We start from the raw sequence: 19394 nt of genomic DNA on the forward strand, positions 1-19394 counted from the left end.
TTTAATATCTCCTTTTTGTATCTATATCTTCTATACTATTAAACTTCAAGCCCTTTTTATAAAGTTTCAAGGATTGCCATAAAGTCCTTGTCACAACAAAAAAAGTTAAAAAAGTGTGCTTTAAAAATAGTTTTATAATATTTTTATTAGTGAACTCTAAAGGTGTCCCACTAAAAGATGCTGTTAGCATTTTTTTCTTTTCTTCAAATAAATCTATTTTTAAAGCCACGTTTGATTTGTCATATCTAAATAAAAAACTATAATCCCCATCTCTTTTAAAAAAAGGTGATACATACATATCTTTTGGAATCTCACCTCTATAAAGGTTATGTCCTCTATGAGTTAGTTTAACAGGATAAATAACTCTTCCTCCATTATAATTATGAACTTCTGCAAGTATATAATCTAGCTCTTCATTTTTATTAAATATTAAAAGTAAACTAATAGGATTAAATACAAAATTTAAAATTCTAGGAAGAGTTATAAATCTAAGCTTATGGGGTTTTTGAATGTCAAATTTTTCTAAAAGTTCATCAACGTTTTCTAAAAAATTTTCTTGTTTCCCAAAATGATCTTTGCTTTTAAAAGAAAAAAGATTGAGTTTATTATATGAGAATAGTTTAGTTTTTAACTCTTCTAAACTATTTGTATCAATATCAAGCATAAAAAATTTATACTTAAAATCATGAGCTTTTGGAAGAAATCTTTTATGGTAGATTACTCCATCATAAAATTGATGTGCACTCATAGTTCACATCCAAACATTGAAGCTATAGTATTTGCACTCCAAAGTCCATCTTCATGAAAACCGTATCGCCAATAAGCTCCTGCATAATAAGTGTTGTTTATACCGTTTATTTCATCTCTTCTTTTTTGAGCCTCAATTGCTTTTTTATCAAACTGCGGATGAGAATATGAAATTCTCTCAATTATTTCATCTACACTATCTATTTCATTTAATGACACAAAATAGTCTTTATTTGTTTTTAGATTTTGTAGAGTATTAATCCAATATGATAAAGTAATCGAGTTATCGTTCTTTTTATCTGTTTTATAATTCCATGCAGCATAAATATCTTTATTTGGATATAAAACTTTTCTGTCAGTATGAAGTAGGGCGTCATTTTTTTTGTATTTAAAACAATCTAAAACTTCTTTTTCATTTTCACTTGCATCATCCAAAAGCTCTAGTGCATCAGGAGCGTGCATTGCAAATACAACTTTATCATAGATTTTAGTTTCATCATTTTCAAAAGTTATAAATACTCCATCTGCTTTTCTTTCAACTTTTTTGATATTTGAGTTTAAGAAAATTTGACCAGAGATTTTTTCTTTGATTTTATTTACATAATTTACACTACCATTTGATACAGTGAGCCATTGATGATGAGTAGTTACACCTAATAATCCGTGATTTTTAAAAAACTGTAAAAATGTTCTTGCAGGAAAGTCATTCATCTTATCACTTGGTGTTGACCAAATAGATGCACCCATAGGAATAATGTATCTTTCTTTAAAAGCTTCTCCATACTCTTTTAGGTAATCACCTAAATCTTTATCCAAATCTTTACTGTTAGTTTCTAAATCTTTATTTGCTTTTTTATTAAACTTCATTATGTCATTTATCATAGAGTAGTGAGAAAGATTAAAAAGGTTTTTTTTCTGAAAAAACAGACCACCTATAGAGTTTCCATTGTAAGCTATGTTTTCATTTTTATCCCAGAAACCAAAACTCATATCACTTTTTTCTATTTTAACATCAAGCTTTTCAAAAAGTTTTGTTAAAAGAGGATATGTTTCATGATTGAAAACTAAAAAGCCTGTATCAACTCCAAATTTCTTACCATCTTCTTCAACTTGTGTAGTTCTTGCATGACCACCAAGTCTATGCTCTTTTTCATATAAATCTACATGATGTCTTTGGCTTAGAAGATAAGCACTACCTAAACCGCTAATTCCTGCTCCTAGTACTGCTATTTTCATTTGTATCTTCCTTTTTCATCTTGTTTTGTGTAAATTAAACTATTTACATTTATATAATCACTTAAAAAATCTATGATTTTCTTTTGTTCTTCTTTTGCCATAAATGGCTTTCTGTTCATAATCCATAAATTTTCTAAATCATCATCTGCAACAACTGCACTTTTATAATTGTTTAGGTAAATCACATTGTATTTTTTTGAAAAAATCCAAAAGTAGGTCATTTTCATACTTGACATAGAATCATCATCCAAAGCTTTTGCAATACCTGAATACTCTATTAGTTTTCCACCTATTTGATTTTCAAAACATCTGTTGAATACTTTATATTTGTTAGTATCTATTAAAGAGTATTCAACAGTTGAGGCTATACAGTTTTCTTGAAAACTGTTGTGTGTACGAGCAATCTCATACCAAATTCCACTAAAAGATTTAGGGTCAACAAATTGGACTGACTTTAAAGGCTTTGAATGTAATAATGAGAACATAGCTAAAATAATAAATAATTTTACACTCATATTGACACCTAAATGTTTTAGTAAGGTAATATTAACAGCTATTAATTACTTTTAATAGCTGTTTTTTGTCACTTTATAAAAAACTATTATTTTTTATATTTTAAAAGAAGAGTAATTGCAAATATTTTAAGAATTACTGGTAAGATTGAGTAAAGTAAAGCTAAAATGCTCAAAGAAAAACTGCTAGGGTTTACAGTATTAAAAGATACTAGCTCTAAAGATACAAAAGTAATAGCAACACTTAAAGCTAATGCTAGTTTTGTAAACATCGCCCAAAAACCAAAAAGTGTTCCTGAGATTTCATTTCCTATTTTTTTTGAACTTTGCGCTAAATCTGCTTGAATAGAAGAGGGTAGAGCCATATCAGCTCCCAAACAAATACCTGTAAAAAATGTAATAAAAGCAAACTTTATATACTCACCTTCGTTTATAAAAGGAGTAAAACAAAAGAAAAAAGAAGCTACTATCATAGATATAATCCATGTTTTCTTTTTAGATATTTTTTTTGATAAATTAAGCCAAAATGGAACAGCAATAATTGCACTTATAAAATATAAAAGTAATAAAGCTCCGGTAAATTGTGGTGTTTGCAAGTAGTGCTGTACATAAAATAAAAAAAGAGTTGCTGGAATTGCATTTGCTAAATTATTTATCAAAAAAGCTAAAAATAGTCTTTTGGCTTCTTTAAATTCATTATAAAAAAGTTTCAATGAATTTAAAAAACTAATATTATTTAATTCTAATGTAGGCTCTTTTATACCAAAAAGAAAAATAGCTAATATACAAGGAAGTAAAAAAGCAAGTAAATAAAATATAAGCTCTAAACTTTTACTTGAATCATCAGATACACCCAGCAGAAATGGAAGTAATAAAACTAAAAGCACTCCAATTATTGCAAAAACTTCTCTACTAAAAGAGAGTTTAGAGTTATGAAAACTATTTTTACCCAAGACAGCATTTAGTGCAAGATAAGGAATATTTAGTAAACTCCAAGCAATATAAGTAATAACTGAAAATAAAATCAAAGATAAAGTAGGGTAGTTTTCAAAGGGGTTTACTAAAAAATAAAAGCCAAAAACTAAAAGAATAGAACCAAATAAAATCAAACTTTTTTTACTAAAGTATTTATCACAAGCTCTCCCAATAAATGGATCAGCTATCATATCTAAAACTCTTGCAATAAATAAAGTTATTCCTACAAGTGCTGTATTTAGACCAATTGATTCAACATAATATGTGGGAAGATATATATACAAAGGCATTCCTAATATTGCTATTGGAATAGCTAAACTACCATATATTAAAACCCCTTTATTATTCATGCTTTTATCTTATTTTTTATAAAGCGTAAAATTGACTTTAATACAGGTACTTTTTCATAAATATTTGAAGCAGCATCCCAATAATCAATATGTGATACAACTTTTAAGTCTTCATTTAATTCAATTCTACTAACTCCTGTAAAACTCTCTACATCTTTACAATTTTTGTATTTAAATATAAAGTTCCATTGTAAATATGCAATATTTTTATTTTCTACTATCTCTTTTACAATAAACCTTGGTTCATCTAGTGATTTATACATATGGTCAAAAATATTATATATTGAGTTTATTCCTTTTGTTTTTTGAAAAGGGTCTTCAAAATATATATCTTCACTAAAAATATCTTCGTACTCTTGTATAGATATATCTTTATTTAAATTTTCAAAAAATAAAGCATAGTTTTGTATATGTTTTGAATAATTCATTTTAACAATCCTTTTGTAATTGCTAAAGAAATTTTATAAGGTAGAATATTTAATAAATACAAGAAAAATGAAAGTTTAAATGGAAACTTTATTTCAAACTTATATCCTTTATCTAAATTATGAAAAATCTTAAGTGCTGCTGTTTTACTACTCATTAGTTGAGGCATATCAAAATTGTTTTTATTTGTAAGTCTAGTTTTGACAAATCCATGATTTATTATTTGAAGTTCAATATTTTTCTTTAGAAGTTCAGGCTGAATAGCTTGTGCAAAATTTACGAGTGCAGCTTTACTAGATCCATAAGCACCTGCATTTGGTAAACCAAAATAGCTTGATAAACTTGCATTAAAAACTAATTTTCCAAAACCTTGATTCTCAAATTTTGGTGTAATGATATTTGTAAGTCTTACAGCTCCTAAATAATTTATATCTGTCATTTTTTCAAAATCTTCTATATTTAAACTATCTAAGGGTGAAACTTCATAAACCCCTGCATTAAAAATACATACATCAAGGTAGTTTAATTTTTTCCATACACATAAAGCTGCTTCATTTATAGATGAACTATTTTGAACATCTATATCTTTTAAAAATAAAGTTTGTTTAAAAGATGACTTTAAACTATTTAGCTCATGAGAGTGTTTTGTATCTCTAGAACTAGCTACTACTGTATAGCCATTTTGTAAATATAATTTTGTAAGCTCATAGCCAATGCCACTACTTGCACCAATTATCCATATATTTTTAGACATAATAAATCCTTTATTTAAAAAGACTTGTATAATAAGCAGCTTTATTAACAACTAAATCTTTATTGCTCCAAATGTCATTTATAACTGATACCATATCAGGCTCAAAATGCATTAAAGTTTTCACACTATTAGTATTAATTCCACCAATAACACATACAGGAATATCTAGTTTTTCTTTTGCTTTTTTGATAATATCAACAGGCACGATGTTTGATTGAGGTTTAGTTTTTGAGTTGAAAAAAGAGCCAAAAGCTACATAATTAGCACCTTCATCTTGCATTTTTTTAGCAAGTTTAACATCTCCATAACAAGAAACACCAATTATTCCTTTAAAGTTTTTTCTTATTTTTTTAAAATCTTTATGATCACTTTTTCCTACATGTAAACCATCACAAGATAGTTTTATAGCTAAATCAATTCTATCATTTAAAATAAAAGTAGCATTGTAGTAAACACATAGTTTTTGAAGCTGCTTTATTTTTTCAATCAGTTCTTCATCACTACTTTTTTTATCTCTTAATTGAACTATTTTAGCTCCACCAACTAATGCTTTTTTAATATCATCATAAATAGTTTCATCAGAAGTTAGTTCATCATCACTAATAACATATAAACCTTTTAACATTTTAAGCCTTTTAAATTATGTTTTATAGGTCCATTGCCTTTTCCTAAATTTGGGGCATTTACTATTGCTTCATAGATATACTCTTTTGCTTCTTTTATTACAGCTTTTAAGTCATCATCGTAAGATAAAAGTGTTGCAATTGCTGCACTATATGAACATCCTGTACCATGAGTGTTTAAATCACTTGCTCTTTTACTTTGAAAATACTCTAGTTTCCCATCACTTGTTTTTAGCACATCTACTGCAAAGTCTTCATTATCTTCTATATCTTTAAATAAAATATTTGTTCCATAATTTTCACAAGATAAAATATCTTCAATATGCTCAACACCAAAAAACTCTTTTGCTTCATATCTATTTGGTGTAATAAGTGTGGCAAAAGAAAATAGTTGTTTTAAGCTTTCAATACAATCATCATCTAAAAGTTTTGAGTTTGCTCTTGATATTGCAACTGGGTCTAAAACCACAGGAATCTGTAAATCTTTTATATACTCTTTTACAACTTCAATTAAATCTTGTGAGCCTAACATACCTATTTTTACTGCTTTTATATCAAAATCACTGTTTACTGAGTCTATTTGTTCTTTAACAAAATTAGGCTCTAATGGAACTACACCTTGAACACCTAAAGTATTTTGAGCAGTAATTGCTGTAATTGCTGTAGTCATAAAGCCATTGTGATAAAGTGAACTTTTTATGTCAGCTTGTATTCCTGCTCCACCACCACTGTCACTACCAGCAATTGATAAAATAGTATTCATATTAGAATCCTTTTATTATTGTATGGTGTTAGTTTAGCTTTATAATTTAATTTTTTGTATTTGTAATTTGTTAGTTAATAAAATAGTAAGTTTTAATTACTTACTATTTTGAAGGAAAAATCGCTACTTTTAAAATAGCTTTAAAGGCATCATTTTTATTAGTTGTAGAAATGTCACTTGATATTTTATGCTCTGATAGTTTACCTTGCAAAGTTTGTAAAACATGCCAAAATCTTTCATTAAAAGGCACTTCTATATGTTTTATTTCATGCTCTAAAATAAGCTCAACAATTGTCTCAATACAATGAAAATAAAAGATTTTATTTCTAGCTCTTTGTATTTTGTATTCTCTCATTATTTTTAGGTTATTTATGAAAGCTTCTTTTTCAATATCGCTCAAAGAACTTCTATTTTGAACATCATTTTCTTCTTCATCTAAATGCTCTAAATATGAATCAATTTCTTTATTCATGTTATTTTCAATATTTGGATGAAATTTCAAAATAAGATTTAATATCTCATTTGCTCTTAATCTTTCTTCTTTTAGTTCATGAGAATAGTTTGTTTTTCTTTTATAGTCATGATCAAAAGCTTCTAAAAGCTCAGCTGCATACTTTAAGTATTTAAATTTATCTTCTTTACCATCTTTAAAGGTAATACCATGTTCACTGATAATTGGTTTTAAGCCTGCATATTCTAGTTTCATATTAATTCCTTATATTACTTAATTTTATCAAATAAAAATAAAAGCTTAATAAAATTATATTTTGTTATAATCCGCTCATGCAAAAATCTATCACAAATCAAAATCAAGAAAATATTAAAGGTATTATCTTTATGGTATCAGCTGTATTGATTTTACCATTTAGTGACTCCATCGCAAAATGGCTATCAAGCTCATATACAACCATACAAATAGCATGGTTACGATTTCTTATTCAAGCTATAATACTTATAATATTATCTTTTAGTCTAAAATATAAAATAACAGGTTTTCATAAAAAATTTATTTTAGTAAGTATTTATATTAGTTCATCTATTGTCTTTTTATTTTGGGGATTAAAGTATCTTCCTTTAGCAAATAATATAGCACTATTTTTTATAGAACCCCTTGTTTTAACACTTTTAAGTGTTTTAATACTAAAAGAAAAACTTCAAAAAAATCATATAATTGCAGTAATCATAGGACTTATAGGTACTTTAATAATCATAAGACCAAACTGGTCCGCTTATGGTATGGCTTCTATTTTCCCCATAGTATCAGCTATTTTTTATGCCTTATATTTAATTACATTAAGACAGGTTTCTACTAAAACAAATAGTAAAAGTTTACAGTTTTATATTGGTGTAATTTCAACTATTCTTTTAAGTGTTATTATAGTTGTTTGTGAACTTTTAAATATAGATTCATTTGGTTTTAAACAAATAGATTTTAATGATTGGTGGTTGATACTTCTTTTAGGTGTTATAACTACAATAGTTCAATTATTAGTTTCTAAAGCTTTCTTTTACTCTAAGGCTTCAAGTTTAGCTTCATTTCAATACTTAGAGATTATAAGTGCTTCAATTTTAGGATGGCTTATATTTAAACATATACCCGATATGTTAACAATTATAGGTGCGATAATTGTTATTTCCTCTGGATTATATCTTATAAGCCATGAAAGAAAGAACTCTAAAACATAGAAGTTTAAATTTATTAAACTTCTTGTTTTTTTGTTTCTTCTAATTCTTTATAATATGTACCATGTAAAATAGCCATCTCTTCTTCCTCTTTATAACCATTTATAATACTAGCAATTGCTCCTTTTATAGCAAATATAGACATATAAATATGAGTAAAAAATAGTGCTGTCATTGCAAGCCCTACAATATTATGTATGATAATACAAAGTCTTAGCATTTCAATTTTTGTTAATCCAAACATTGTTAAAACTGCTAAATTTAAATCTTGAACATATAAAGTTGCACCTGTGAATATCATAACTAAACCACCAAGAGTACAAACCCAAAACCACATTTTCTGACCTGCATTAAACTTTCCTGCTGGAACTGGTTTTTTCTCTTTAGATAAATAACCTCCTAAAATCATAAACCATTTAATATCCTCAGCTGTAAAAAGCATATTTTTAAGCCACATTAAAAACATAGGTACTACACTTATCATAAATAAAACAGTAGATACAGCATGGAGTTCCTTACAAGCTTTAACAAACTCTCCTCCACCAAAAGTAGAACCAAACATCATAATAATACCTGTTGGAATGATTATAATAAAAGAAACAGCGGCAATTCCATGTATTATTCTATTAAAAAGAGTAAACACATAATACTTTTTACCATCATGCTTAAACTTTTTTGGTCCAACTATTAAGTAATGAACTAAAAAAACTAAAGGAACTACTACCAAAATAAAAAGATAAGCGTTTTCAAAAAGTCTTGTTTGTAAGAAAACAAAAAGATCACCTAAATGACTATTACCTGTTTGCTCTTGACTAAGCATGTTTGTAATAATCTCTTGATTTTGCACGCTAACTGTAGTATATGCAAATAGCGAGCCAACTAAAGTAACAATTAACAAAAATATTTTTTTCATAATGTGTCTCCAATATAAATATGAAGAAATTATTACCTTGAAGAGTGACTTTAATATGACATTTTAAATTTTAGTAAATTTTATTTTACTATTAGACTTTTTTAGGTTTATTTAATATAGCTATTTGGAAATCTTAAAATAAAAAAAGGAAAAAATATTTTCCTTTTTTTTATTAAAATTTAGCGTTTGGAATAGGGTGGTTTTCGACAACAAAATCAATATCTTTATCACCTCTACCACTTAGATTTACTAAAATTGTTTGATCTTTTGGAAGCTGCTTTGCTAACTGCATAGCAAAACCTACTGCATGAGCTGATTCTAAAGCAGGAATTATTCCTTCAAGTTGTGATAACTTATAAAAAGCATCAATAGCTTGTGTATCATTACAAAGTCCAACCTTTGTTCTTCCTATATCATTTAAATGTGCTTGTTCAGGTCCAACAGATGGATAATCAATTCCTGAAGCAATAGAATAAACAGGAGCAGGTTCACCTTTTTCATCTTTTAGCATTACTGAATTAAAACCATGCATAACACCTTCACTACCATATGTTAAAGAAGCAGAGTGTTCACCAAGCTTTTCACCTTTGCCCATAGGTTCAACTCCATAAAGTTCTACTTCCTTATCATCAATGAAGCCTGCAAAAATTCCCATTGCATTAGATCCACCACCAACACAAGCAACTACATTATTAGGTAAATTATCTTCATGTTCAAAAAACTGCTCACGTGATTCAATTCCGATAATACTTTGGAAATCTCTAACCATCATTGGAAAAGGATGAGGACCAACAACTGAACCAATACAGTAGATTGCTGTATCTGCTTGAGAAACATAAGATTCAAAAGCAGAATCAACAGCTTCTTTTAGTGTTCTTAAACCATGTGTTGCAGGAACAACCTTAGCTCCTAGAATTTTCATTCTAACTACATTTGGATGTTCTTTTGCAATATCAACTTCACCCATATGTATTTCACACTCTAAACCAAAATAAGCAGCAGCAGTTGCTAAAGCAACTCCATGTTGACCAGCACCAGTTTCTGCAATAACTTTTTTAAAGCCCATATGTTTAGCTAAAATAACTTCAGCCATACAATGATTAAGTTTATGAGCCCCAGAATGATTTAAATCTTCTCTTTTTAAATAAATCTTAGCTCCACCACAGTGAGTTGTCAAGTTTTTTGCATAAGTAATAGGAGTTGGTCTTCCTTGAAAATGCTTTCTTACATATTTTAACTCTTCTATAAATGCAGGTGAGTTTTTTATTTCTTCATATGCTTTTGTAATATCTGCAAATGGTTTTTCTAACATTGGAGGAATAAATGATCCTCCAAATCTTCCAAAATAACCATTTTCATCAGGATGTGATTCTAAATAAGATTTACCCATAAATTGCTTCCTTTTGTCTTTAATAAGCGTAATAAAATGGCAAACATTATATTCTATAAGTTTTTAATCTCTTATGAAAGTGGTAGTTTAATACTTACTTTTGCACATTTATTGAAGTTCTTTTCTTGGAAAACATAAGAGATATTTTCAATTTTGATTTCACCACTTAAACTCTCACTAATAATCTTATGGGTCATATACAATCCAAGACCAGTACCTTGACTTTTATGTTTTGTAGTAAAGTATGGTTCAAAAACTCTATCAATAATTTCAGGATTAATACCACCTGCATTATCAATTATTTCTATAATTGCGTAATTATTTTCCATAAATGTATTAATCTTAATAAACCTATCATCAAAATCTTTATCTTTTAAGGCATCTTTTGAGTTATTGATTATATTTAATAAGGCTTGATTTAATTCATTTTCAAAAGAGTTTAAATCAATCTGTTTATCCAAACTAAGTTCAATATCAATAAAATTATTTGTAAATGAACTTTTTACAATATTTAAAAGTTTTTCTATAGTTGAGCTAAGATTAAATAACATTTTTGTTTTATCAGTTTTTAAATAGTTTTGAAAATCATCAATAGTTTGAGATAAAAACATAGTTGTTTGTGAAATATTATCAATTGTGTCATTAAAAGTTTTATCATCAAGTTGATCAAACTCTTTTTGTAATTTCATACCAGTTGCAGCTGTTGATATAAAACTTAAAGGTTGCCTCCATTGATGAGCAATATTTCCAATCATTTCACCTAAACTTGCCATTTTTGATTGTTGAATAATTAACTGTTCTTTGTCTTTAATCTCACTCATATCAATGACTGAAACAATATCACAATTCTCTTCTTTAAAAAGAATTGTTTTTGACTTTAGTAAAATAGGGAAGGTTTTATTATTTCTTTTAACAGCTCTTAGCTCATAAGTTTTTGTTTTTGCTTCACTTATTATACTTTTCAAATCTTTTTTGTCATTAACTTTAAAAAGTGAATCAAAATCTATTTTATGTAAATGTTTCTTGTTTATATTAAACATTCTTAAAGCTTCAATGTTTGAAAATAGAATCTTATTTCCTTTAATAATAAATATTCCCTCAATAGTTAAATTAATCAAGGCTCTAAAGTTTTCCACTGTATTTTCAAGTTCTTTTTGTGTTTTCTTTAAATTATTCTGATAATTTAAAAGTTGCTTATTTTTATAAAGTATAATTACTATTATGATTAATAAAGGTAAGAAGTACTTCCATAAAACAGAGTAATCAAAAGCTTGTGTATACTCCAACTTTGACCACTTTTCATAGATTTCTCTTTTTTCATCAGGGGTCATTGTTTTTAGAACTTTATTTATGATTGATTGAAGTACTTCATAATCATCTCTTATCATCATTTGCAAATCAAAGTTTATTCCCGTACTTCCAGATATTTTTATATTGCTATAGGCATATTTCCTTATATTGTGAGCTAATATAGGCATTGATTCAACTAAAGCATCTATTTTTCCATTTGATAAAAGCTCTAAACCATGTTGTACATTTTTAAGTAATACAAATTTCATATTTGGATATGCTTCTTTTAATAGTTTATGAGCAGTATAGTTCTCACCAACTCCAACTCTTTTATTAAGTAAATATGAACCATCCGGAATATAATTACTTTCTTGTAAAGTAGCTATTCCTAAAGGTGCTTTAAAATATATATCCGTAAATATCGAATACTTTTGTCTATCACTAGTTTTTGAAGTTGTAATGATAATATCATTTCTTTTATTTTTTATATCATCCAAGGCTTCTGTAAAATTACTTTTAAAATTTAGATTTACTTTTAATTTAGACTTTTTAACTACATATTGCCAAAAGTCAAAACCTAAACCATAGGCTTTACCATTTTCTTCAAAACTCATAGGAGCCCAATTATCTGTGTAGGCTACATTTACTATCTTATTATCTATAAACTCTTGTTCTTGTCTAGTAAAATGAATCTCTTTTGAAATATTTAACCATTTATCATTTAAAGCATCTAATTCACTTTGAGAAATCAAATCCATTGATTTATTTACAATAGTTACTAATTGTTCTTTATTTTTATTTACTCCCATAAAAAGTTTATTGTTATAATCTTTTAGTTTAACTTCTGCGGTACTTTTTAAGCTAGCTGAATACTCTTTATTTAAATAGTAAGTTCCTATAAGCTTATTTTGAATTGTAGCATCTGCAATATTGTTTTTTATAGCATTAAAAACTTCTTTTAAACTATCAAATTCAAGTAGTTTAATATTTGGAAAATTTTTCTTTATTGTAGAAGATAATGCCCAGCCTTTTACCATAGCTACTTTTTTTTCATCTAAATCATCAATATTTACAATATCTGTTGTGTAATTATTTGTAATTAAAATAAGCTCTTGATTTAAAAACTCTTTTGTATAGAATAAAAACTCTTCTCTTTCTTTTTTATAGGCTATAACTGGTAATAAGTCAATCTCTTTATTTTTAAATTTTTCCATTAAAATAGGCCACTTATCACTTATAAATATAGGCTCTATACCGATTTTAGAAAATAAAAGTTTCACATAATCAATAACAAAACCTCTTGGTTTAGCATTTTGATAGTAGTCATATGGAATCCAATCTAACTCATTTGCAATATATATTTTTTTATTTTTATCTATAAAGTTCTTTTCTTCATTTGTAAAAAAACTAACCTGAATATGTTTATCATTTTCTATCCATTTTGAATAAATTAAATTTTTTTCATCTATAGTTATTAAATCTAGTGATTTGTCAATTATTGATTTTAATATAGAAGAGTCTTTTTTTGTTGCCATGAAAAGTTCATTGTGTTTATTAAGTAAAAACTGTGCTTTAATACCACTGATATTATGTTTTTTCATTAAATATTGCACTAAAGCAACATTTGAAATAAAAGCATCAGCTTTATTTAAGATTACAGCATCTATTGCAGATAAAATATCTTTCACATAATAAATTTCAATATTAGGATAGTTGTTTTTTATAAAGGTTTCTTGAGCGTAACCTCTAGGTATTGCTATTTTTTTGCCATTTAGTTCTTCCAAAGAACTAAAACTTTTTTTACTACTATATAAATAATCTCTTATGCTAATATAACTTTTTTTTGTGTATTCTAAGTATTCTTCTCTTTTTTTATTTTTAAATAAAACAGGTAATAAATCTATTTTTTTATTTTTTGCTAATTCTAATAGTTCATTCCATGTGTAACCATAGTTATATCTAAATTTAAGACCACTTTTTTTCTCTATTAAATCTAAATAGTCTTTTGCTATGCCTTTATAAACTCCATTTTCAACAAAATCAAAAGGAGGCCAATCTTCTTCAACACCTACATCAATTATTGAATTGTTTTTTATATATTTCAACTCTTCTTGATTAAAAATAAGAGTTTTTTCAATAGTAGAACTTTCAATATTGTGTGAAAATAGGGTAGTTATGAAAATAAAAAATAAAAAAATGTATCTATACATCAAGTAACCTTATTATAGTAATAATGATATATTATACTATAACAAGGTTTATAATAAAGTAAGTATTTTATGTCCTAGCTAAACCAATTTTTAACTTTATCAAACATATTTTCAAAGCTTGATTCATGTGGCTTACTCTCTACTCCAAAACTCTCTTGTAGTTTTTCAAGTAATTCTTTTTGCTCAGAAGTTAATGCTTTTGGGTATTCAATTTTAATTTGTACTATTAAATCCCCTTGTCCATATCCTTGAACAGATTTAACACCTTCACCTCTAAATTTAAACTGTTGTTTATCTTTAGCACCAGCTGGAATTTCTAATTCTAATTCACCTCTAAGTCCTGGAACTTTTATTTTATCTCCAAGGGCAACTTGTGTAAAGAAAATAGGTGCTTCAAGATAAATATCATCATCATTTCTAACAAAATGTGAATCTTCTTTTACGCTTACTTGTAAATATAAATCTCCTCTTGAACCATCAGGAGCAATATTACCTTTATTTGAAACTCTAATTCTCATTCCATCATTTACACCCTCAGGTATATCAACTTTAAATGAGTCTTTAACTTCATCATATCCAGTACCACCACATGATTTACATGATGCGCTAGGTGCTTGACCAGTCCCTTGACATGTTGGACATGTTTGAGCAAATGTCATAAATCCTTGTCTAGTATGAACTTGACCTTGTCCAGCACAAGTTTTACAAGTTGAAAGTTTTCCATCTTTAGCACCTGTACCCTTACAAGGTTTACAAGCAGTTTTATATGTATAATCTATCTCTTTATTACAACCAAAAATAGCTTCATTGAATTCAAGTCTTACTTCAACTGCAATATCTAAATTATAGTTGTAAGTTTTTCTTTGTCTTCTTGAGCCACCGCCACCAAAAGCAGAACCAAACATCTCTTCAAAAACAGAACTTAAATCATCAAAACCACCAGAGAAGCCTCCACCTTGGCCATGACCTTCTAGTCCTTGTTTACCATATCTATCATAAATTGATCTTTTTTCTTCATCACTTAGAACCTGGTATGCCTCATTTACAGCTTTAAACTTCTCTTCTGCTTCATTATCATCAGGGTTTTTATCTGGGTGATACTTCATAGCCATTTTTCTGTAAGCTTTTTTTATTTCGCTTTTTTGTGCATTTGTACTTACTTCTAATATTTCATAATAATCTAATTCAGTCAATTAAATATCTCCTAAATAATTTTTTCTATTTGTTACATCTGCGCGATTTTATCTAAAATATTATAAAAATAAGATATAATTCGCTTATGAAAAAAGGATTAGAAAAATTTTATGAATTAGTTGAGGCTTTTGAGTCTCTTCCGACTATTGGTAAAAAGTCAGCTTTAAGATTGGCATATCATGTTGTAATGAATGATAATTATTGTGGTATTAAAATTGCCCATAGTATTGAAAATGCTTTAAAAAATATAACAAAATGTGTTAAATGTGGTTCTATGAGCGAACATGAAATATGTGAGTTTTGCTTAGATGATTCAAGGGATAATACAAAACTATGTATTGTTCAAAGTGCTAAAGATATATTTATTATTGAAGATTCTAAACAATTTGATGGAAAATACTTTGTAATTGAAGAGTTAGATCAAGAAGCAATTGATGCTTTAAATAGATTTGTTCTTGAAAATGAAGTTGAAATGGTTTTGTTTGCTATAACACCATCAATTGCAAATGATGCTTTTATTTTGTTTATTGAAGATAAATTAAAAGATAAAAATATTCAGTTTTCAAAAATAGCTCAAGGTGTTCCAACCGGTGTTAGTTTAGAAAACGTAGATATTTTATCTCTATCAAAAGCTATACAAAGTAGGGTGGAAGTTTAAACTCTTCCTTCCTCTTTGTTCCAAGTAGCATAAAGTTCCTCAGCTGCTGAGATTTCTTTAGGAGAGGCTTTTCTTCTACAAGACATGTACCCTTTAGAACCATCACATGACTCAAATGGATATACTGTTGCATATACCCAATAATACCCACCTGATTTTGTAGCGTTCTTTACATACCCTGTCCAAATTTCACCTCTTTGTACTGTGTCCCATAATGACTTAAATGCCTTACTTGGCATATCCTTATGTCTTACCATACTATGAGGTTTTCCTAATAGCTCTTCTATTGAATACTCTGCTATACTACAAAAATCACTATTGGCAAATCTTATTATTCCCTTTGCATCCGTCTCACTTACTAAAAACGCATAATCATCTAATACTGTTTCTTGTCCTGCTGCCATATCTTACCCCTAAAACTTTTTGCTCTTAGCATCTTCAACTAATAAATTAGCCATCTGTGACACTTCGTTTGAAATACTTGTTGTTTGATTTGCTTCGTTTGCATTCTCTTGTGTAACTCTATCAAGCATTGTTACTGCATCATTAATCTGCTCAATTCCACTCATTTGCTCTTTTGAAGAATTACTAACATCTTCAATAATAGAAATAGTTTCATTAATATGATTGTTTAATGTTTCATATCCATTAATCATCTCATCTGAAATCTTTTTACCTGAATTTGCTTTTTCATTTGCATCTTCAACTAAAACTTTAATATCCTTAGCAGCCTCAGCTGATCTAGCTGCAAGATTTCTAACTTCTTGAGCAACAACAGCAAAACCTTTACCAGCTTCACCAGCAGTAGCAGCTTCAACAGCAGCATTTAGTGAAAGGATATTTGTTTGGAAAGCAATTTGGTCAATAATAGTAATAGCTTCGTTAATAGAAGATACCTTAGTATTAATTTCCTCCATAGAAGAAGCAGTTTGAGAAGCTAAAGTTCTACCATTAGAAACAGCACCTCTAACAGTATTACCTAAATCAGCCATTTTAGAAGCATTGTTAGCATTATTTCTAGTAATAGAAGTAATTTCTTCTAAAGAAGCAGAAGTTTGCTCTAGTGATGCTGCTTGTTCATTTGCTTTAGTAGAAAGGTTATGCATTGAGTTTCTCATGATTGATGAGTTTTGCTCTAACTTTTGTCCATTTTCTAGGTTTGTTTGGGCATGATTAGATAAGGCATCACCTAAAGTATTAATACTAGTCATTACTTCAAGCATATTATCTCTGATATCAAATGGAATATCAATTTTTTTTGTAAAATCATCATTTGCATAAGCAGTAGATGTCTCTTTGATACTATTCATATTTCTTTCTAAAACATCTAACATCTGATTTAGTGATTTTCTTAAAGCACTAACCATAAAGTTTTTAGAATCAGATTTAACTCTACATTTAAAGATACCTTGTTCTACTTTATTAAGTGTCAAAATAATTTCACCTAATACTTTCATATCTTCTTTTCTCATAGCATCAAAAGTGTCATAATAGTCATTCATTTCATGAAGAATTAAACCTATCTCATCATTTTTTATATATTTTGCTTTTTCAACTGTATTTGATCTCATAAAAGTAAAGTTTACAATATCACCCATATACTTTTTAAATCTATTAATACCACCAAGAATTCTGTTTTTTGCTGCATTTGTTGTATAAAAAATCAGCAATCCAAAAACAATATTTATAGCTATAATTGCTATCATATCAGATGCTGTATAAATCGCCATTATACTTATACATGCAAATCCTATTTGAGTTAATATCATATTAACCCAAAGCCTCTTATTGGTACTCATGTTTGTAAACATTATTTTGCCTTTTATTCTAATTACTAGTTCATTATTTTTGCTCTTCATTATTATTATAGTAAATATTTGATAAAATGACTACATGAAAAAAAGAATTATTTGTCAAAAATGTGTAAATTATTTTGTTACATGGGAACAGGGTAGACCCCATGGTTGTAAGGCTTATGGCTTTAAATCTAAGATTATACCCTCTATGGTTGTAAAAAACTCAAGTGGTTTTGAATGTAACTTTTATCAACAAAAAAACCTTAAATGATTATTTATAACTATGCAAATCACATAAAAAGTATACTTTTTATATAAAATCTATTATTCATTGAATTTTAGATACTATTACAAAAATAAATACAACTATATATTATTAGGAGACAAGTTTGTTATATAAAGACTTAAAAGACAGCATAAAATCATTGGGATTTTTATCAATTGAAGATTTTGTGCAATACATCGGTGTAACACCATCTGATGTTTTAGAATGGGAAGAAAAAGATCAAGTACCATATACTATATCTTTAATTATTCATTTACTAAAAGGTGAAAAAGAATTACCAAATAATACAACTCTAGATAATTTAGTAGAAGAGTGTTTACCTTTAGCTGAACTATTAGAAGAAGCTTCATCTTTTCCTCATAAATTAGAAGAAATGTTTTTATTACAAAAAGAGCTTAATGACTCTACGAATGGTAAAAACTGGGAGCTAGGAAGAAACAAGTTTGGCAAAGAAATAAACTGGCTTAGATGTATTCATATGGAAGTTGCTGAACTTATAGACTCAACTCCATGGAAACACTGGAAAAATATCAATTCTGAACCAGATATGAAGAATATACATGTAGAATTAGTTGATATTTGGCACTTTTTAATGTCATATATTTTACAAGAAACAAATGTTCCTAAGGCTGTATCTTTAGTAAATACTCATTGCATTTATGAAGCTGTTGTTGATGTAGATGTAAGGGTTATGGTGAAAGAAGCAGAAAAACTATCTTACATAGCTTTAGCAATTGAAACAAATAACATGCCTTCATTTAGTGGTGTTGAAAGATTTATTGATCAATTCTTTAGATGTTGTAAGGTATCAGGTTTATCATTTACTTGGCTTCAAAAACTTTACATTGGAAAAAACTGTTTAAATAAATTTAGACAAGACAATGGATATAAAGAAGGAACATATATAAAAGAATGGAATGGAAAAGAAGATAATGTAATCATGGTTTCACATTTAGAAACAATGGATAATGTTAGCTTTGAAATTTTATATAATAAACTTGAAGAGTCTTATAGCAAATGTAAATAATTTTATAGCTAAAAAGGGTTTCCCTTTTTAGCTATAATCATTTTTATAATCTACATAATGTCCAGCGTGTTTAATTAAACCTTCAACATCCTCATCCGTTAGCTGTTTTACAACTTTTGCAGGACTTCCCATAATTAAACTTTTAGGTGGGAACTTTTTACCTGATGTAACTAAAGAATTAGCTCCAACAATTGAACCCTCACCAATTACAGCATCATCAAGAATAGTAGCACTCATACCAATCAAACAATTATCTTCAATTTTACAACCATGAAGCATTACTTTGTGCCCAATAGTAACATTATCACCAATAATCGTAGAAGTATGTGTATCTGTATGAATCATAGATAAATCTTGAACATTTGTATTTTTACCAATTCTAACTTTATTTACATCTGATCTAATTACACATTGAAACCACACAGAAGAGTTCTCACCAATTACTACATCACCAATTATATCAGCACTTGGAGCTACCCAAGCAGATGAATCAATTTGAGGATAGTGCTCTTTAAATTTTAATATCATATTGCTTCCTAAATTTTTTAGGATTATTATAAC

General features: G+C 27.7%; 19 protein-coding genes. 3 read left to right on the forward strand and 16 right to left on the reverse strand.

From position 1 onward, the window contains the following. Window position 1 precedes the first annotated feature (1 nt). From NJU99_RS07510 to NJU99_RS07550, 9 genes are all read right to left on the reverse strand, one after another. Complete coding sequence (locus NJU99_RS07510; protein WP_254575301.1) at window positions 2-748, reverse strand: DUF1365 domain-containing protein; 747 nt, start codon at window positions 746-748, stop codon at window positions 2-4. Continuing rightward, window positions 745-1983 carry an NAD(P)/FAD-dependent oxidoreductase gene (locus NJU99_RS07515; RefSeq protein WP_254575302.1) on the reverse strand — a complete coding sequence of 413 codons (1239 nt, stop codon included), beginning with the start codon at window positions 1981-1983 and terminating at the stop codon, window positions 745-747. The genes NJU99_RS07510 and NJU99_RS07515 overlap by 4 nt, the downstream gene beginning before the upstream one ends. Next, a complete protein-coding gene (locus NJU99_RS07520) occupies window positions 1980-2498 on the reverse strand; it encodes a lipocalin family protein (protein WP_254575303.1) in 519 nt (172 codons plus the stop codon). The genes NJU99_RS07515 and NJU99_RS07520 overlap by 4 nt, the downstream gene beginning before the upstream one ends. An 86-nt stretch (window positions 2499-2584) precedes the next feature. Continuing rightward, complete coding sequence (locus NJU99_RS07525; RefSeq protein WP_254575304.1) at window positions 2585-3820, reverse strand: MFS transporter; 1236 nt, start codon at window positions 3818-3820, stop codon at window positions 2585-2587. Then, a complete protein-coding gene (locus NJU99_RS07530) occupies window positions 3817-4248 on the reverse strand; it encodes a nuclear transport factor 2 family protein (RefSeq protein WP_254575305.1) in 432 nt (143 codons plus the stop codon). The genes NJU99_RS07525 and NJU99_RS07530 overlap by 4 nt, the downstream gene beginning before the upstream one ends. Next, the gene (locus tag NJU99_RS07535) at window positions 4245-5000 is read right to left on the reverse strand and encodes an SDR family NAD(P)-dependent oxidoreductase (protein WP_254575306.1); all 756 of its coding nucleotides are present in this window, start codon (window positions 4998-5000) and stop codon (window positions 4245-4247) included. The genes NJU99_RS07530 and NJU99_RS07535 overlap by 4 nt, the downstream gene beginning before the upstream one ends. A gap of 10 nt (window positions 5001-5010) precedes the next feature. After that, window positions 5011-5625 carry a thiamine phosphate synthase gene (thiE, locus tag NJU99_RS07540; RefSeq protein WP_254575307.1) on the reverse strand — a complete coding sequence of 205 codons (615 nt, stop codon included), beginning with the start codon at window positions 5623-5625 and terminating at the stop codon, window positions 5011-5013. Beyond that, on the reverse strand, window positions 5619-6386 hold the full coding sequence (thiD, locus tag NJU99_RS07545; RefSeq protein WP_254575308.1) for a bifunctional hydroxymethylpyrimidine kinase/phosphomethylpyrimidine kinase: 768 nt from the start codon (window positions 6384-6386) through the stop codon (window positions 5619-5621). Before thiD ends, thiE begins: the two co-directional genes overlap by 7 nt. A 103-nt stretch (window positions 6387-6489) precedes the next feature. Next, complete coding sequence (locus NJU99_RS07550; protein WP_254575309.1) at window positions 6490-7092, reverse strand: hypothetical protein; 603 nt, start codon at window positions 7090-7092, stop codon at window positions 6490-6492. A gap of 77 nt (window positions 7093-7169) precedes the next feature. On the opposite strand from NJU99_RS07550, the gene NJU99_RS07555 reads away from it, so the two are divergent. After that, window positions 7170-8072 carry a DMT family transporter gene (locus NJU99_RS07555; protein ID WP_254575310.1) on the forward strand — a complete coding sequence of 301 codons (903 nt, stop codon included), beginning with the start codon at window positions 7170-7172 and terminating at the stop codon, window positions 8070-8072. Between the two features lie 13 nt (window positions 8073-8085). Here NJU99_RS07555 and NJU99_RS07560 read toward each other — a convergent pair whose 3' ends face one another. From NJU99_RS07560 to dnaJ, 4 genes are all read right to left on the reverse strand, one after another. Then, complete coding sequence (locus NJU99_RS07560; RefSeq protein ID WP_254575311.1) at window positions 8086-8982, reverse strand: formate dehydrogenase subunit gamma; 897 nt, start codon at window positions 8980-8982, stop codon at window positions 8086-8088. 172 nt (window positions 8983-9154) lie between these two features. Beyond that, complete coding sequence (gene trpB / locus NJU99_RS07565) at window positions 9155-10372, reverse strand: tryptophan synthase subunit beta (protein WP_254575312.1); 1218 nt, start codon at window positions 10370-10372, stop codon at window positions 9155-9157. A gap of 71 nt (window positions 10373-10443) precedes the next feature. Continuing rightward, window positions 10444-13872 (reverse strand): transporter substrate-binding domain-containing protein, encoded by a 3429-nt coding sequence (locus NJU99_RS07570; RefSeq protein ID WP_254575313.1) that lies wholly within the window; start codon window positions 13870-13872, stop codon window positions 10444-10446. Window positions 13873-13946: 74 nt separating this feature from the next. Then, the gene (gene dnaJ / locus NJU99_RS07575; protein ID WP_254575314.1) at window positions 13947-15065 is read right to left on the reverse strand and encodes a molecular chaperone DnaJ; all 1119 of its coding nucleotides are present in this window, start codon (window positions 15063-15065) and stop codon (window positions 13947-13949) included. Window positions 15066-15151: 86 nt separating this feature from the next. On the opposite strand from dnaJ, the gene recR reads away from it, so the two are divergent. Beyond that, entirely contained in the window at window positions 15152-15724 is a 573-nt protein-coding gene (recR, locus tag NJU99_RS07580; protein WP_254575315.1) for a recombination mediator RecR, read from the forward strand. On the opposite strand, the gene NJU99_RS07585 is transcribed toward recR, so the two are convergent. Further along, on the reverse strand, window positions 15721-16128 hold the full coding sequence (locus tag NJU99_RS07585; RefSeq protein WP_254575316.1) for a PAS domain-containing protein: 408 nt from the start codon (window positions 16126-16128) through the stop codon (window positions 15721-15723). The two genes, recR and NJU99_RS07585, sit on opposite strands and share 4 nt — an antisense overlap. A gap of 9 nt (window positions 16129-16137) precedes the next feature. Next, window positions 16138-17535, reverse strand: coding sequence for a methyl-accepting chemotaxis protein (locus NJU99_RS07590; RefSeq protein WP_254575317.1), 1398 nt, complete (start codon window positions 17533-17535; stop codon window positions 16138-16140). Window positions 17536-17909: 374 nt separating this feature from the next. Here NJU99_RS07590 and NJU99_RS07595 point away from each other — a divergent pair, with 374 nt between their 5' ends. Then, window positions 17910-18833: a dUTP diphosphatase gene (locus NJU99_RS07595; RefSeq protein ID WP_254575318.1), complete on the forward strand. Its 924-nt coding sequence runs from the start codon at window positions 17910-17912 to the stop codon at window positions 18831-18833. 27 nt (window positions 18834-18860) lie between these two features. On the opposite strand, the gene NJU99_RS07600 is transcribed toward NJU99_RS07595, so the two are convergent. Continuing rightward, window positions 18861-19361, reverse strand: coding sequence for a gamma carbonic anhydrase family protein (locus NJU99_RS07600; RefSeq protein ID WP_254575319.1), 501 nt, complete (start codon window positions 19359-19361; stop codon window positions 18861-18863). Window positions 19362-19394: the final 33 nt, after the last annotated feature.

It is taken from the genome of Arcobacter roscoffensis, from assembly GCF_024267655.1.
GTDB lineage: Bacteria > Campylobacterota > Campylobacteria > Campylobacterales > Arcobacteraceae > Arcobacter_B > Arcobacter_B roscoffensis.